The 16,758-nt window shown below is 42.9% G+C and carries 16 protein-coding genes; 14 read left to right on the forward strand and 2 right to left on the reverse strand.

The window, feature by feature from the left end; all coding sequences use genetic code 11:
- Positions 1-93: 93 nt before the first annotated feature.
- From pyrD to CWC03_RS19960, 7 genes are all read left to right on the forward strand, one after another.
- Positions 94-1,104: a quinone-dependent dihydroorotate dehydrogenase gene (gene pyrD / locus CWC03_RS19930; protein ID WP_138583360.1), complete on the forward strand. Its 1,011-nt coding sequence runs from the start codon at positions 94-96 to the stop codon at positions 1,102-1,104.
- A gap of 121 nt (positions 1,105-1,225) precedes the next feature.
- Positions 1,226-1,753 (forward strand): cell division protein ZapC domain-containing protein, encoded by a 528-nt coding sequence (locus tag CWC03_RS19935; protein WP_138583361.1) that lies wholly within the window; start codon positions 1,226-1,228, stop codon positions 1,751-1,753.
- Positions 1,754-1,835: 82 nt separating this feature from the next.
- Entirely contained in the window at positions 1,836-2,219 is a 384-nt protein-coding gene (locus CWC03_RS19940; protein WP_138583362.1) for a zf-TFIIB domain-containing protein, read from the forward strand.
- 92 nt (positions 2,220-2,311) lie between these two features.
- On the forward strand, positions 2,312-4,423 hold the full coding sequence (gene rlmKL, locus CWC03_RS19945) for a bifunctional 23S rRNA (guanine(2069)-N(7))-methyltransferase RlmK/23S rRNA (guanine(2445)-N(2))-methyltransferase RlmL (protein WP_138583363.1): 2,112 nt from the start codon (positions 2,312-2,314) through the stop codon (positions 4,421-4,423).
- Positions 4,416-4,646, forward strand: a complete 231-nt coding sequence (locus CWC03_RS19950; protein ID WP_010371514.1) for a glutaredoxin family protein — start codon at positions 4,416-4,418, stop codon at positions 4,644-4,646. Before rlmKL ends, CWC03_RS19950 begins: the two co-directional genes overlap by 8 nt.
- Before the next feature lies 1 nt (position 4,647).
- Positions 4,648-6,564 carry an ATP-binding cassette ATPase Uup gene (gene uup / locus CWC03_RS19955; RefSeq protein WP_138583364.1) on the forward strand — a complete coding sequence of 639 codons (1,917 nt, stop codon included), beginning with the start codon at positions 4,648-4,650 and terminating at the stop codon, positions 6,562-6,564.
- Positions 6,565-6,572: 8 nt separating this feature from the next.
- Complete coding sequence (locus CWC03_RS19960; RefSeq protein ID WP_138583365.1) at positions 6,573-8,297, forward strand: DUF3466 family protein; 1,725 nt, start codon at positions 6,573-6,575, stop codon at positions 8,295-8,297.
- Positions 8,298-8,411: 114 nt separating this feature from the next.
- On the opposite strand, the gene CWC03_RS19965 is transcribed toward CWC03_RS19960, so the two are convergent.
- Positions 8,412-8,921: a DUF2062 domain-containing protein gene (locus CWC03_RS19965; protein WP_138523862.1), complete on the reverse strand. Its 510-nt coding sequence runs from the start codon at positions 8,919-8,921 to the stop codon at positions 8,412-8,414.
- Between CWC03_RS19965 and CWC03_RS19970 the strand changes: the two genes are divergently transcribed.
- From CWC03_RS19970 to tcdA, 7 genes are all read left to right on the forward strand, one after another.
- Positions 8,922-11,147, forward strand: a complete 2,226-nt coding sequence (locus CWC03_RS19970) for a DNA internalization-related competence protein ComEC/Rec2 (protein WP_249314090.1) — start codon at positions 8,922-8,924, stop codon at positions 11,145-11,147.
- Positions 11,148-11,209: 62 nt separating this feature from the next.
- Positions 11,210-12,949: a lipid A export permease/ATP-binding protein MsbA gene (msbA, locus tag CWC03_RS19975; RefSeq protein WP_138583366.1), complete on the forward strand. Its 1,740-nt coding sequence runs from the start codon at positions 11,210-11,212 to the stop codon at positions 12,947-12,949.
- A complete protein-coding gene (gene lpxK, locus CWC03_RS19980) occupies positions 12,950-13,933 on the forward strand; it encodes a tetraacyldisaccharide 4'-kinase (RefSeq protein WP_138583367.1) in 984 nt (327 codons plus the stop codon).
- On the forward strand, positions 13,923-14,120 hold the full coding sequence (locus CWC03_RS19985) for a Trm112 family protein (protein WP_010371492.1): 198 nt from the start codon (positions 13,923-13,925) through the stop codon (positions 14,118-14,120). The genes lpxK and CWC03_RS19985 overlap by 11 nt, the downstream gene beginning before the upstream one ends.
- Complete coding sequence (gene kdsB / locus CWC03_RS19990) at positions 14,108-14,869, forward strand: 3-deoxy-manno-octulosonate cytidylyltransferase (RefSeq protein ID WP_138583368.1); 762 nt, start codon at positions 14,108-14,110, stop codon at positions 14,867-14,869. The genes CWC03_RS19985 and kdsB overlap by 13 nt, the downstream gene beginning before the upstream one ends.
- Positions 14,856-15,521 carry a TIGR01621 family pseudouridine synthase gene (locus tag CWC03_RS19995; protein ID WP_138583369.1) on the forward strand — a complete coding sequence of 222 codons (666 nt, stop codon included), beginning with the start codon at positions 14,856-14,858 and terminating at the stop codon, positions 15,519-15,521. Before kdsB ends, CWC03_RS19995 begins: the two co-directional genes overlap by 14 nt.
- Before the next feature lies 1 nt (position 15,522).
- Positions 15,523-16,320 (forward strand): tRNA cyclic N6-threonylcarbamoyladenosine(37) synthase TcdA, encoded by a 798-nt coding sequence (gene tcdA, locus CWC03_RS20000; RefSeq protein ID WP_138583370.1) that lies wholly within the window; start codon positions 15,523-15,525, stop codon positions 16,318-16,320.
- Between the two features lie 29 nt (positions 16,321-16,349).
- Here tcdA and CWC03_RS20005 read toward each other — a convergent pair whose 3' ends face one another.
- On the reverse strand, positions 16,350-16,757 hold the full coding sequence (locus CWC03_RS20005; RefSeq protein WP_128728237.1) for a SufE family protein: 408 nt from the start codon (positions 16,755-16,757) through the stop codon (positions 16,350-16,352).
- Position 16,758: the final 1 nt, after the last annotated feature.

Genomic DNA, 16,758 nt, shown 5'->3' on the forward strand with positions numbered 1-16,758 from the left:
TTGTCTAATGCCATTGGCATAATCCATTTAGCTAAAGTCACAAAACGGTGATTTTAGCTAAGTCGATTACGTTACCAATACTGAGGAGCTACCATGTTTTACGATCTTGCGCGTCGTTTTATGTTTAACAAAGATGCGGAGTGGGCACACGATTTTGCCCTAAACAACCTGCGCCGCTTTACGAATACGCCAATGAGCCTTGCATGGTCTCAATCAGTTCAAGACAAACCGGTTAATTTTCTAGGGTTAGAGTTTAAAAATCCAGTCGGGTTGGCCGCCGGTCTTGATAAAAATGCCGAGTGTATCGAAGCATTTGCACAAATGGGTTTTGGTTTCATTGAAGTGGGAACTGTCACGCCGAGACCACAAGCGGGTAACGACAAGCCTCGGATCTTTCGTCTACCCGAAGCAAATGCGATTATTAATCGCATGGGATTCAATAACAAGGGCGTTGATTACCTAGTCAACAACGTAAAAGCAGCAAAATACGATGGGATCCTTGGGATCAACATTGGTAAAAATAAAGATACACCGAATGAGCAAGGTAAAGATGACTACATTCACTGTATGAGAAAAGTATTTGAGCATGCCTCATATATCACTGTGAATATCTCTTCACCAAATACACCGGGTCTGAGAGATCTACAATATGGCGAGGCGCTGGACGATCTATTGCAAAGCCTAAAAAATGAACAGATGGATCTTATCGCCAAGCATAACAAGTCAGTGCCTATGTTGGTAAAGATCGCACCAGATGTCGATGGCGTTCAGTTAACCCAGATCGCAGAATCATTAGTTAATAATCGTATCGATGGTGTTATTGCAACTAACACAACATTAGCCCGAGATGCGGTAGAAAACCTAGAGTACGGTAATGAAGCAGGTGGTTTGTCTGGTAGACCTGTTCGTGAAAAATCGACGCATGTTGTCAGCGAATTGAAGCGTATTACCGACGGTAAGCTACCAATCATCGGTGTAGGTGGTATTGACAGTGCGGAATCTGCAAAAGAGAAATTTTCAGCTGGTGCTGATTTAGTACAAGTCTACACAGGCTTTATTTATGAAGGGCCAGCGCTTGTTAAAAAGATCGTTTCGTCCTTATAAGGATCGGTCATATAACCAAATGATCCAAAACAAAACGTTATTATAAAAAATTTCATCATTGCGTTTTTCGCGTTATACTCCCACTTACTAGTTGAGCTAATTGGTTGGTGGGAGAGAAGTTTTGCAAGCTTCAAAAGAGTGGCAATGGATCCGCTGCACAGAAAGGAACAGGTTGTTAATTGATTTGGGTGACGAGCTTCAGCTTTGCACGCCTTTTCGTTTGCGCCACCTTACTGAAGACTCCACCGTTAATCCTAATTTTAGTCTCAGCGAAGCTGAATTTTATCAGAGTGTATTTTCCTACCTTTGCGGTTTTGGTGTTTGGAACGAGCCCAGATGCTGCCAAATCGCTTTAAATGCCACTGCGGCAAAGTTTCACCTACAACCTATGCAAGCAAAAAGCTGGTTTTTTAAGCCATATTTTGGTGGGGAACCTGTGAGTGAGGCGGTTGTGTGTTTAAATTCTAAGTTAAGCCGCGGCGAGTTTCTAATTATCGAGCATGATGGTCAGTCAAGTCTTTGTTTAAGCCTAAACGAGCAGTTTATGCTTGATGAGGGAATAGAGCTTGAACAATTTCAAGCGATAAAAGTACTGAACGATCGGTTAGCGCCTCTTGTATTAACACATCGGGTACATCAAAGCGCATAGCCAAGTTCATCCCATCGTTTTATTGACCAGCAATTATTCCCTGTATTAATCTGTACCTAAGTTTGCAGATCTAGGGAACAGAATGCGCTGCCTTTGCGATAAAACATTAAAACTAACTTATGCCGACGCTGAAGGACATTGCGGTTATCAATGTCAGTCATGCGGTGCCATTTGGCTGCCGCGCAAATTTATTGATTCCATTAAACATACTTATCACTTTAGTTATACCGATTTTATTGCAAAGCGGTCGTTGGTTGAGCGTGACGTTTTACAATTATGCCCTGATGATGGTGATACACTTAAAGGCTATACGCTCTTTGAAGCTAGTTTTAGTGAGTGCGGGTGCTGTGGTGGCGTGTGGTTTGAAAAAGGGGAGCTCCATAACTTACTACAAAATTACGAAAGCAAGAGTTCGGACATAAGCGCGCTAGATAAGTTAGACTTTCTGAACTTGCTAAATTTTTAACGTAATTTATCCCCATACAACTAAGCTCAACTAATAACTAACGATAACTTGTGTGTTATACTGCGCCCAGTTGAAATTTAAGGGTATTCAAATTGCAATTTATCGCATTGACATCTATTGGTGTAGAGCAGTTACTGGTTGAAGAGTTAACCGAGTTTGGTTTTGAAATAAATAAGCAAACCGTTGGTTCAGTTAAGTTCACAGGTGCTAATCTAGACGTACAAAAGTTCTGTATGATGACACGATTTGCAACGCGCGTGATGTTGCTTATCGATGACAAACCAGAAGTGAATGACAAAGATTCTCTCTACAAGTTTGTTCGTTTTCAGGCATGGCAAGATTGGTTTAGCCCAAAGCAGACCTTTGCAGTAGAGTTTAATGGTACGAATAATGCGCTTAAAAATACGCAATTCTCTGGTCTGGTTGTTAAGGATGGGATCGTTGACTACTTCAATGACCTGTTTGAACAACGTCCAGATGTTGACAAACAGACACCGGATATTCGCATCATAGCGAAATTATCTAAGCAAGGCTGTGCGCTATATATCGATTTTTCGGGACCTCGCTTATCTGATAGAGGTTATCGTGACAAACAAGGTAAAGCGCCAATTCGTGAACATTTAGCGGCAGCGCTGGTTAAACGTAGCGGCTGGCTTGAAGATACTAATAAGCCACTTTTTGATCCCTGCTGTGGTTCTGGCACGTTATTGATTGAAGCAGCTTCTATGGCACTTGGCTTACCTACTAACCTAAATAAAGACTTTGCCTTTAAACGCCTGCCGAGTTTTCGTGAAAGTAAGTTCACCGAGCTTAAAGCACAATTAAAGGTACAGCCAGAGCAAAAGAGCTTATGGCTGATCGGTAGTGATATCGATGAACGTGTGCTGTCAATTGCTGAGCGTAATGCCAAGCGCGCAGGCGTTGAGTCACATATAAAGTTTAAGTTTGAAGATGCCAATCAGCTTAGCCTTGCTGCTAAACGTCCCGGCACTGTGCTGAGTAACTTGCCTTATGGTGAACGTCTAGGAGGTATGGCCGAAATTATTACGCTATATCGCAATATGGGGATCGCCTTTAAAAAGCACTATAAAGACTGGAATTTGGCGTTACTTGCAAGCGAAGAAAGCCTGTTAAAAGTGTTAAAATTGGCGCGTAAAAAGTCTTATAAATTCAAGAATGGCCCACTAGATGTACTACTTAACCTGTATGAAATGAATGAAATGCAGGTACAGCAAAATAAACAGAGCAGCGGTCTTAATTTTGAAGGCTCGATTGCGTTTGGCAACCGTTTGAAGAAAAACCTGCAGGGCTTAAAATCTTGGCTGAAAAAAGAAGGCATTAACGCGTATCGGGTTTATGACGCGGATATTCCAGAGTACAATGTTGCAGTTGATGTATATAACGACAGCGCAGTAATCTTTGAATACAAAGCGCCAAAAGAAATTGACGATAGCGTTGCGCAAAAACGTTTGCAAGACGTGATCACACTTACCGCCGAGCAGCTGAATATCGACCCGCTAAACATCGCGGTAAAAGTAAGAAAGCGCCAAAAAGGTCAAGAGCAATACAAAGCCCTGGACAAGCAAAACCGTACTGAGGTAGTAGAAGAGTACGGTGCTAAGTTCAAGGTTAACCTATTTGATTATCTTGATACGGGTCTATTCCTAGACCACCGCTTAGCTCGCAAGTTTATTCAGCAACATTCGAAAGATAAACGTGTGTTAAATCTATTCGCGTACACAGGTAGTGCTTCTGTGCACGCCGCAGTTGGCGGTGCAAAGTCTGTTACCACAGTAGATATGTCAAAGACCTATCTAAAGTGGGCTGAGGAAAACTTTGAGCTAAATGGTTTGAAGAATCCACGTTTCAGATTTGAGCAAGCGGATTGCTTAAAATGGCTTGAAAGAGCCGTTGGTCAATATGATCTCATTTTCTTAGACCCACCAACATTCTCTAACTCTAAGCGTATGTCTGACGCATTTGACGTACAAAGAGATCATTTAAAACTATTTAGTTGGGTAAAGAAAATATTAGCACCGAATGGTGTACTGCTGTTTTCTAATAACAAACGCGGATTTAAAATCGATGAAATGGGACTTGCGGCACTTGGCCTAACCGCTGAGGAATACTCATCACAAACTTTGTCTTTGGATTTTAAGCGTAACAAGCAAATTCACAACAGCTGGTTGATCCGTCATGATTAAATGTACCTTATTCCACACCGATGGTTGTCATCTTTGTGAAGAAGCGTTGGCGATGTTAATTCAATTTTTGCCTGAAGCCGAAATTGAACTCGTCGATATCGTCGATAGTGAAGAGACGATGACGGAATATCAATATAGAATTCCAGTGATTAAAAAAGGCGAGACAGGTCAGGAACTTGGCTGGCCTTTTACTCAACAACAACTACAAGAATTTATAGAATAATATGGATCTCATTCGAATTGCTAAAGCCCAACTGGCTTTTGGCTCACACCCTATACTTGACCAAGCTGATGCCGTTATTGAATCAGGCGAGCGCGTTTGTATTGTGGGCCGAAATGGTGCTGGTAAATCAACGCTATTGAAAGTACTTGATGATCAAGTTCAACTTGATGATGGTGAAATCAACCGTGTTGGTGGATTAAAAGTTTCAAGGCTAGAACAAGACCCACCAAAGGGCGCAAATGGGTCGGTTTTTGATTATGTTGCGAACGGTTTACCTGATGTCGCTGAGCTGCTCATTGAATTTCATGAAGTCAGTGAAAAACTGCAAACCAGCCAGTCAGATAAACTGATGACCTCGCTTGAGCGCCTGACTCAGCGCTTGGAAAGCGAAGACGCGTGGCGTTTTGAGTCAAGGATCAAGCAAGTGCTTAGCCAGTTGCAATTAGATGCGAATATGCGCCTAGAAGAGCTCTCAGGTGGCTGGCTACGCAAAGTCGCTCTGGCCAAAGCGTTGGTGAGCGACCCAGACTTGTTGCTACTCGACGAGCCGACCAACCACCTTGATATGCAAAGTGTTATCTGGCTTGAGCAATTCCTGAAAGAGTTTAAAGGGGGGATCGTATTTATCTCTCACGACCGTGCCTTTATTCGCGCAATGGCAACCCGAATTTTAGATTTAGACCGTGGCAAGTTGGTTTCATACCCAGGGGACTATGCGCAATATCTAGAACAAAAAGCCCATGATTTAAAAGTGGAAGAGCAACAGAATGCCTTGTTTGATAAAAAGCTTGCCGAAGAAGAAACTTGGATAAGGCAAGGGATCAAGGCCCGTCGAACCCGTAACGAAGGGCGTGTGCGAGCACTAAAAGCGCTTCGTGTTGAGCGCAAGCAACGCATTGAGCAACAAGGTAAGACAGACTTCAACATCGAGACGGCAGATCGTTCCGGTAAGCTGGTTTTTGAAGCAAAACATTTAGACAAGGCATTCCAAGAAAAATACATTGTGAAGGACTTTTCAACGCTGGTGATGCGTGGTGACCGTATTGGCTTGGTCGGTCCTAACGGAGCGGGTAAAACCACGCTGTTAAAAATGCTTTTTGGTGATATTAAACCTGATTCAGGCAGTGTAAAACAAGGTGTGAATCTTGAAGTTGCGTACTTTGATCAATATCGAGAAAAATTGGATGAAGAAGCAACCGTGCAGGATAATGTCGCAGAAGGCAAGCAAGAAGTAATGATGGGTGGCCGCTCGCGTCATGTGCTTGGCTATCTGCAAGACTTTTTATTTCCGCCAGCGAGAGCTCGAACCCCAGTAAAGGCATTATCAGGTGGTGAAAAAAATCGCTTGTTGCTTGCAAAGCTTTTCCTTAAGCCTTCAAATATTATTGTGCTGGACGAGCCGACCAATGACTTGGATATTGAGACGCTTGAGTTACTTGAAGAAATCTTAAACCAATACCAAGGTACAGTGCTGGTCGTTAGCCACGACCGAGAGTTTATCGATAATACCTGTGGCAGTGTTTGGGCGTTCGAAGGCGAAGGCTTGGTGACAGAAATTGTTGGCGGTTATAGTGACTTTGAGCTGTATCAACAAAGACGTGAGCAGCAAAAGAAAGAAGCGCAAAAGGTTCATCAAGAAAAACAGCAACAAGCCGAGATTAAAAAAGCAGCTGCGCCTGCTCGTTCAAATAAACTGAGTTACAAATTAAAACTTGAATTAGAGTCGTTGCCCAGTAAAGTAGAGGAACTTGAAGAGGCAGTGAACAAACAACAAGCACTGGTCAGCGATCCAGACTTCTTTAAACAAGATCAAGAAACGACCCACAAGGCATTGAACCATTTGACTGAGCTAGAGTCGAAGCTGGAAGCCGCGTTTGAACGCTGGGAAGAACTAGAAGCATTACAGAATCAGCAGTAAGGATTAAAATGAAATTTAAACTTTTAGCCGCGAGTGTCGCCGTAGCCCTTTCACAACAGGCGACCGCTGCCACCTATCAGTTAACTGAATTACCAAGACATGATAATAGCAAATATAGCTACGTGTCGGATGCTAATGAAGCTGGAGATGTGATTGGTCACGCTTCCAACTTATTTGGTGTAAAGATTGATGTGTCGTATATCGACTTCGATGATTCAACACTAAAAAATTATTACGACAGTACAAAAAAGCAGTATGAGCTGATCGAAGAAGAAATCACCTTCACACTAGAAGATATTCAAAATAATGATGCAGCTAATACGAATGCTCAAGCTCATGCATTTATGCTGTCTTATGTTATGAATTCGAGTAGAGTAGTTAGCCAAGAGTATCAAAGAATTGAAAGAGCAATTTCTTTGACATATAACAACAATACCGCAGAAGAGTTTGTGGTGTTTGATGAACAATCTCCTGATTACGAAGGACTTACTCGCTCGGTTACTAACTATCTTACAAGCATCGCAGAAGACGGGACAATAGTTGGCTGGGGCTCTGCACCTTTTAAAAAGATAACTTTTACTCCTGAGGGTGAAACAGAAGAAGAAACTTACTTTGTACGTGATTGGCGAAATAAAGGTATTTTAGTTACACCAGCTGGAGAGAAAATTAGGTTAGAGCCTGCCTTTACAGAATACGGCGGTTTTTCTCTCGCCACTGATATCAAACAAACTGCAGATGGCGGCTATATTGTTGTGGGACAAAGCTCGACGTCGTTATCGCAAAGAGCAACAGAAAATATAGAAGACAGTTGTGACGGTGTAGATGAGCCAGTTGATGTGTGTATTCAAAGGCTGACCTCGCCATATCATACTCGAGCGTATAAGTGGACGTTTGATAACGATTTTAACTTAGTCAGCGCAACCGATCTTGGGCTTGGCTTTACACCTGATGAAGATGATGAGCGAGCCTATTCAAGCTTGGCTTTGGCAACTAATGCGGACGGCTTAACTGTTGGTGAGTCCCGAGTGCGTCGTCAAAGTAATAATGATTTATTGCCATATGGACAGGCTGTTTATTATAAAGATGGTGAAATCAAGCGCATCAAAGAAGTTGAAAGCTTCATCGAGTATAGCCAAGCAGTTGATGTAAATGACAATGGCACGATTGTTGGTGTGTTTGGTCGGTCATCAAATGGCTCAAGAGATTATGACTCAACCGGTTTTTATTTTGATACGAAAACATCAGAATTTAAAGAGATGCCTGCATACTTTGAGGGCTCGGCGACAGCAATCACAGATATCAACAATAATGGCTTTGTTGTAGGCCAAGGTGTTACAGAAAAGAGTGGCTCTAACCGTCGTCGCGAAGCGTTTTTATATGAAATCGGTGCAGAAAAACTAGTTAATTTAAATTCACTTCTTCCTTGCAAGAGCGATTCTTTCCCCTACACCATTGCAGAGGCCGTGAAGATCACGGATGACAACAAGATATATGCGATTGCAACCAAAACGGTTGAAAGACGCAATACGTTGGGTGAAATTGAGAAGGACAGTAAGGGTGAGACTGAGTATGAATCGGTAAGCTTACCTGTTCTACTTACCCCAATTTCTGGCGAACCAGAAAACTGTACACCACCTGAAGCAGAGACATATGAGCGTCAATCTGCAAGCTGGTCTTGGCTTAGTTTACTCGCGTTACCACTAGTGGCGCTGAGAAGACGTCGTAAAGCCTAGAGTACAATTTAGACGATAAAAGCCCGGAAGGGCTTTTTTTATGTGTGAAAAGAAATATAGGTAAGTTCAATTCGATATTTAGTTCAAGCTGTATAAATCTTAACTATACTGATATTAGTCTTGGCCGCGACTTTGCCAAGCTTTGTTTACTGAGCGTCGCCATAGGTAATCGATACCGAAAAAGCCGACAATGGCGGCAAGTGTTGCGCAGATCAAAGAGCCGACGATAAATGCAGGCCCAATCGTTGTCAGACTTTGTGCAAGCCATTCCCAACTCGCCTCAAAATGGAATGGTTGTTGTTCTTGGCCAAGAGCAAATACACCGACTAAGTATGAGCAATAAAATATAGGCGGCATTGTGAGTGGGTTAGTGATCCACACGAGTGCAATAGACAACGGCAAGTTGACGCGAAATGGAATCGCTAGTGCTGCTGCCAGTACCATTTGAAAAGGAACAGGGATGAATGCGAAAAATAGCCCCACCGAAAATGCGCCGCGTGCTGAGCGCCGGTTTAAATGCCAGAGGTTGGCATCATGCAGTAACTTACCAAAGATTTTTAATGATTTCTGTTGTTTGATTTTATTATGATCAGGTAAAAAGCGTTGAATCGTTTTTTTCGCCATTTGCAGCTGCCATCTACTTGGATTCTGATATGTTTTGGAATAATTCTGGGTTGCTTCAGTGCGGTATTTCTTCTCGACAATTGGCGATTAGCCGCAATAAGCATATTCCTCTACTTCATGGGCCGCTATTCTAAGCTTTTTTGTCCTATATTGGCAGGGTTTATTTTAGGGATTTCCATTGTTCTTAGCCATTACTTTGTTTTTTATCAGTTAAAAACACCAGAAATGTGGCAATCGCAGCCTGTAACTGCTTCGGGTAAAGTTATTGAGGTTGATAATTCTGTGATTGGTGAAGCGTTAAAGGTACAGCTAGAGCAAGTTGACGGCTATCAGTTTGCGCGTTGGCGTACGGTAAATGCAAAGCTTTATCGTGACTCATCAGCGCCTATATTGACAGTTGGCGACCACATTGAGTTTACGGTAAAGCTTAAGCGTTATCGTAGCCGAGTTAATATCGGACTTTTTAACGCTGAATTGCATGCGTTTAGAAAGCACATGTATTTTAAGGGCAGCATCAAAACAATCAATTTGGTAGTGAAGGACACTACGTGGCGAAATAACTACCGCTTATTCATAGATAAAAAGCTAAACGGGCTCAGTTATGCTTGGCTGTATTATATTTTGTTAACCGGCGATACAAGCAAAGTCGACTTTGAAAACAAAACACAATTTAGAAGTCTAGGTTTGAGCCATTTGTTAGCGATTTCAGGGCTGCATATCGGGATGGTATTTGCCATCGCGTTTTTGCTGATAAAAGTCGTGCTGTATTGTATCCCGGTAATAATCTCCCAGGCAGCCAACTTGCATCAGTGGTGTTTAGTTTTTGCATTACTGTTGTGTTTTGGATACGTCATTCTCTGCGGCTACAGTGTATCGGCGACTCGAGCTGTGATCATGGCAATGGTATGGGTTGCCTGTTACCTCTTTGCTGTGCGACTTAAAGCGCTTCAAGTGTTAACGGTTGCGTTGACAATCGTCTTGGCGGTAGACCCGTTTTCGCTACTTAATCCTGGTTTATATTATTCCTTTTTTGCGGTTGCTATCATCGTAACGTTAGTGACAAAAGTTGGTCGAGGTATAGGTGCAAAACTGCTTGCGTTAATTAAGTTGCAGCTTGCGTTATTTATCTGCCTGTTGCCACTTAACCTATATTTCTTTTCTGGTGCGAGTATTATCTCACTGGTTGCGAACATCATGGTGATCCCGTTGATTTCTGTGGTTGTATTTCCGCTACTACTGCTTCATGTTACTGCGTTGCACGCTATTGGTTGGCAACTTCCACTTCACTTAGTTGATAATGGTTTAGTGGCTCTTTTTGAGCTGTTGCAAAGCGCTCCTCTAAGTTGGGTAGATATACCCAGCGTTTCGTCCGTGTTTCTCATAACCAGCTACTTAAGTGCTTTGTTGCTTTTTTTATTCAGAGATTATCTCGGTTTATTACCTGTATTATTTTTCCTTGTTCAGTATCAATTTCGAGTTTATCCACTATGGCAAATCGATATCTTTGACGTGGGTCACGGAACGGCAGTGTTAGTTTCTCGTGATAACAAAGGGCTGCTCTATGATGTGGGGGCTAAGTATTTTGGTTATTTTTCGATGTTCGAGTTTGTGATCAAACCCTATCTTTTAAATAATCGAATTACGCTGCAAGATACCATCATTAGTCATAACGATGGTGACCATAATGGTGGCGTTGACGACCTCATTGCTTTTGATGGCGGGAAGTCGTTACAGCGTTTTCACCCAGCAAGTGTTGCTGATAGTTGTGTGCTAGGAATGCATCAATTTCAGGGACTAGAGGTATCTGTGATCTGGCCTCAAGAAATGTCGAACAATGACAACAATAACTCTTGTGTGGTTCGTATCTCTGATGGGCAGTTTACGCTTTTATTACCAGGAGATATTGAGAAAGTCATTGAAGCTAAGTTACTTACTCTAGAAAAAGAAGCACTCAAAGCCGACATTTTACTGGTTCCACACCATGGTAGTGGCAGCTCTTCAAGCGAGCAGTTTATTCAAGCAGTTGACCCGGATATTGCGATATTTTCTCGTGCCTTTTATTCGCCTTGGAAAATTCCCAATGAGAACGTGATTGAAAGATACCAAAGAGTAGGGAGCACGCTATTGGATACCGCCTTAGATGGCCATATAAAGATCTCAATTTTTGCTCAAGAAATCACAGTTGAACGAGCTCGAGAAGTGGAAAATTACTGGTTTCTCAGATAATCCATTCAGTTTTAACGATTTGAAAGTTACAATAATGCCATATAGAAAAGTAGAGGCTGGCAATGCAACCAACCGACAAGCAGATTTACGCTAGATTATTTAGCTATGTAAAAGACTTTAAACTCGCTGCCGTATTTTCAGTAATTGGCATGATAGGGTACGCTGCGATGGACGCTTCGTTCGTTGCCTTAATGGATCCATTTATCGATGAGGGTCTCACTGCAGGCAATCGCGATGTACTAAAACTAGCGCCCTTTGTTGTCATCGCGTTAGTTATTGGTCGCGGTATATTTAACTATATGGCATCGTATTGCTTGTCTTATGTTGGGTCTCAGGTTGTTCGCACTTTGCGACAGCAACTATTTGAACACATGTTGTATCTACCCGTGTCGTTTCATGATCAACACTCTAATGGCGAACTGATATCAAAAATCACTTTTGACACAGAGCAAGTACAGCAAGCCGTCACTAAGGCGCTTCAAGTGCTGATCCGTGAAGGTGCATTTGTGTTTTTCTTACTTATCACGATGTTTTATGCAAGTTGGCAGCTCTCGCTTATTTTCTTAGTTGTGGTACCAATCGTGGCGGTGATAGTTACGGTGGTGTCCAAGCGTTTTAAGAAAATTTCCAAGAATATTCAAGATGCGATGGGAGAAGTGACGAAAAGCTCTGAGCAAATGATGGCGGGTCATAAAGTTATTCATGGGTTTGGTGGTCAAGATAAAACCATCTCTCACTTTGCTAAAGTTAATAATCATAATCGCCAGCAACGCGTAAAAATGGATGCGACTAAAGCGCTGAGCGTGTCTATCATCCAAATCATAGCGGCGAGCGCAATGGCGGTGATACTCGCGATTGTCGCAATGCCTTCTATGGTAGATAAAATTTCATCGGGCACCTTTGTCACTTTGATCACCTCTATGATGATGATGCTGCGTCCTTTAAAACAACTTGCCAATGTGAATAGCGACTTACAACGCGGGATCTCTGCAGCGAAAAGTGTGTTTGCGGTGATTGATCTTGAAAAAGAAAAGGACACTGGCACGCAGTCTTTATCTCGTGCTCAAGGTAACCTAAAAGTCAAAGACTTAACCTTTACTTATCCATCTAAAAACGATCCGGTAATTGAGTCATTAAACCTTGAAATCAAAGCTGGGCAGAGCATTGCGTTGGTTGGTAGAAGTGGCTCAGGAAAATCAACGATTTCTAATCTCTTACCGCGTTACTATGATATTGAAGCGGGCAGAATCGAGTTAGATGGTACGAATATAAATGATTACCAGCTTGCGGATCTACGCGCGCAGTTTTCCATCGTGTCGCAGCAAGTGGTGTTGTTTAACGACACCATTGCAAACAATATTATGTACTCGTTAAAGCAACCCTTATCGCAAGAAGCCCTCGAAAAAGTAGCAAAACAAGCCCACGTCTGGGAGTTTGTTAAAGATCTTCCTGAGGGCCTAAATACTGTTGTTGGTGAAAATGGCGTGATGCTTTCTGGCGGACAACGACAACGTATCGCCATCGCGCGTGCTATCGTAAAAGATGCACCAATCCTCATTTTAGATGAAGCCACATCAGCACTAGACACGGAATCTGAGCGTTTGATCCAACAAGCGTTAGAAGAGCTAATGGCCGACAAGACAACCATAGTAATTGCCCATCGGTTATCGACAATCGAGCGTTGCGACTGCATCTATGTGCTAGATAAAGGCAAGATCATCGAACAAGGCAAGCATGCTGAATTGGTCGCGCAGGAAGGGGTTTATCATGCACTTTGCAAAATGCAGTTTGGTGAGCAATAAATGGCATCAAAAATAGAGCAAAGTTGGTATAAAAAAGCGGGCATACTAACACTATTATTGCTTCCGTTAAGCCTGATATTCGGGCTTATTAGCTCGATAAGAAAGGGGCTTTATAAACTCGGTTTTTGCTCCGCGTATCGCTCGCCTGTTCCGGTTATTATTGTCGGTAACATCAGTGTGGGCGGTAATGGCAAAACGCCATTTGTGCTTTGGTTAGTCCCTTTTCTTGAAAAGCTTGGTTTTAAGGTTGGGGTGATCAGTCGAGGCTACGGTGCGAAACCTAGCTCAACCCCGTTTTTGGTCACTGAAGCGACCTCAACGGAAGAGGGCGGTGATGAACCTTGTTTACTCGCCAAACGATTGAAATGCCCAGTGATGATTGGTGCTGATAGACAAGCCAGTATTGAGAAATTATTGGATAGTAGCGATGTAAACATCATCGTCAGCGACGATGGGCTACAGCACTATAAATTGGCGCGAGATATTGAATTCTGTATTGTTGATGCTGAACGGCGCTTTGGGAATGGCTTGTGGATGCCAGCAGGGCCCCTTAGGGAGTTACCTAAGCGTATTCAGAGTGTCGATCTTGCCGTATATAATGGTGGGTGCGAAAGTTACTCCTATACGCTAGAGGCGGTTGGTTTTTTTCGTGTTACAGATGATAGTCCAGCATCCAATATTGAAATGGCTGGTGCTTCAGTCTGTGCTATCGGCAATCCCGTGCGATTTGAAAATACGCTACGAGATAGGGGGATTGTTCTGAGTGAAAGCCTACATTTTGCGGACCATCATCCATATCAAGCGTCCGACTTCTCGCAAATCGATAACGGCGCTATTTTTATGACAGAGAAAGATGCGGTAAAGTGTCGCACATTTGCAAAAGATAATTGGTATTACCTCAAAGTAGATGCCAAACCTACATCAGCGCTTGAAAAAGCGGTATTAAATTTACTTAAAAAGAAAGAGATTTATCATGGCCTTTGATACCAAATTACTAGAAATAATTGCCTGCCCAGTATGTAAAGGCAAATTGAGATATGACAAAGAAAACAAAGAGTTGATCAGCACAGCAGCTAAGCTTGCGTATCCAATTAAAGACGACATTCCTGTGTTATTGGAAAACGAAGCGCGCGAGCTGAGCAGCGATGAGGTTGAGCAGTGGAATTCGTAGTCGTTATTCCGGCGCGTTACGCTTCAAGCCGGCTGCCTGGTAAACCGCTTGCTGATATCGGCGGCAAACCAATGATCCAGCGTGTTTACGAACAGGCGATTCAATCTGGCGCTGCAGCGGTTTATATCGCAACCGATCACAGTGCGGTATTTGAGGCAGCGCAACACTTCACTGATAATGTGCTTATGACGCGTGAAGATCATCAATCTGGTACTGAGCGACTCGCCGAAGTTGTTGAACAACTGGGGCTGAACGAACAAACCTTGGTGGTCAATGTACAAGGTGATGAGCCACTGTTAGAGCCTGATAACATCGCACAAGTGGCAGCACTACTGCATCATTCTGATGCACCGATGGCGACTTTGTGCGTTGATGTGGAAGATGTAGAAGAGGTGTTAAATCCGAATGCGGTGAAAGTGGTGTCTGATATTCAAGACAACGCACTGTATTTCTCTCGCTCGTCTATTCCGTTTCAGCGCGACAGTATGTTAACGCTCGACAAAAATAACATTCCAGTGAGTCACTTTAAACGTCATGTTGGCATATATGCTTATCGTGCGGGCTTTATTCAAACCTATTTATCGCTAAGTGTTTCACCGCTAGAGTTGCAAGAGTCACTAGAGCAGCTACGCGTGCTGTATCATGGATACAAAATTAAGGTCGCTAAAGCGGCTAAGCCAGTGCATGCAGGAGTCGATACTCCCGAAGATTTGGCACGAGTTCAAGAGATACTGAATGGAAAAGTATAAGCTCATTGCAGACGAGGCAGACTATGTAGTTGCATACAAACCTCAAGGTGTGAGCTTCCATAGTGAGGATGGTGCAGGTTTTGTTGCCTTACTGACGGAGCAATTAGGCTATCCCTTATTTGCGGTTCACCGCCTTGATAAAGTCACATCGGGACTCATTCTTTTAGCGAAATCTAGCGAGGCTGCAAAGCAGTTGACGAGCCTGTTTTCCGCCCGAAAAATAGATAAATTTTACTTGGCGTTAGTCAGTGCTAAACCGAAGAAAAAGCAAGGCTGGATAAAAGGTGATATGGCTAAGTCGCGTAGAGGCACTTATAAACTGGTTAAAACTAAGCTAAATCCTGCGGTGACTCGATTTTATTCATGCTCTGTTGCGAGCAACCTACGCGCTTGTATCGTTAAACCGTTTAGCGGTAAAACACACCAAATTCGCGTGGCACTAAAAAGTATCGGTGCGCCAATTTTAGGTGATTTAGCCTATAGTGGAGAGCCTGCTGATAGAACGTATCTTCACGCATTTTGCCTTGAATTTGAGTGGCAAGGTAACCATCAACGTTATCAAGCGGCGCCTGAAGGTGAGGGTGCATTTGGCCATTTATTGGCACATGAAATCTTTGCAAGTTGGCAAAATCCAAGTCAATTAGAGTGGTAACATGACGGATTCGAATAGAGAACTAAGATTTGGCGGCATTGGTCGGTTATACGGTAACGCCGAGTTAGAAGCATTAAGTAAAGCACACTTTTGTGTCATTGGTATTGGTGGCGTTGGCAGCTGGGCTGTAGAAGCGCTAGTGAGAACGGGCGTAGGTAAGATAACGCTTATCGATATGGATGATATTTGTGTAACTAACATTAACCGCCAGTTACATGCTCATAGCGAAAGTATCGGCATGCAAAAGATTGAAGCAATGCGAGATCGCTGTCTTGCTATTAACCCAGATTGTGAAGTTACCTTGATCGATGATTTTTTGATGTTAGATAACATTAGAGATTACATTCAAGGCTTTGATTATGTTATCGACTGTATCGACGCAGTTAAAGAGAAAGCGGCGCTAATCGCGCATTGTAAGCGTAATAAAATACCGGTGATCACCACAGGAGGTGCAGGTGGTCAAACCGATCCGAGCCAGATCCAATATGGGGATGTGGCAAAGACAACCCATGATCCGCTGCTGGCAAAAGTACGTTATATTCTCAGAAAACAATATAATTTTAGCGATAATCCAAAACGTAAATTTGGCGTGGATTGTGTGTATTCCACAGAGCAACTCGTTTACCCAAGTACCGACGGCACCGTGTGCAAGGCAAAGCAACAAGCTGAAGGTGGGAAAAATATGGACTGCGCGACCGGGTTTGGCTCTGCTACTATGGTAACCGGGAGTTTTGGTTTTTTTGCGGCGTCCAAAGCAATACGCAAGTACCTAGATAAACAAAACAAAAACAGCGAATAAGTGTGCTCGTTCGAGCACCTTATATCACTTTATTTTAATAACTCCGCCTTTGCTTGGATCTGTTCAACAATCGCACGTATACCATTACCTCTTGATGGGCTTAGGTGAGCAATTAATCCAAGCGACTCAAACAGTTCATAAGCATTAAACTGACTTGCTTGCTCTGGCGTTTTACTTGCGTACGCTGCAATGATGATTGCAAGTAATCCTTTGACAATACGCGTATCTGAGTCAGCAATGAGTACGAGCTGCTGCGCGTTTTCATCTAAATCCAGATAGAGCCAAACTTTACTATCACAGCCTGACACTAACGCTGAGTCGACTTTCAGCGCATCAGGAAGCGCTGGAAGTTGTTTACCTAGCAGCATAATTTCACGGTACTTGGCTTGCCAGCCATGACTTTCAGATAATTTTTTTGTGATATGTTCAATATTCATA

It is taken from the genome of Pseudoalteromonas sp. S2755, assembly GCF_005886535.1.
Lineage (GTDB): Bacteria > Pseudomonadota > Gammaproteobacteria > Enterobacterales > Alteromonadaceae > Pseudoalteromonas.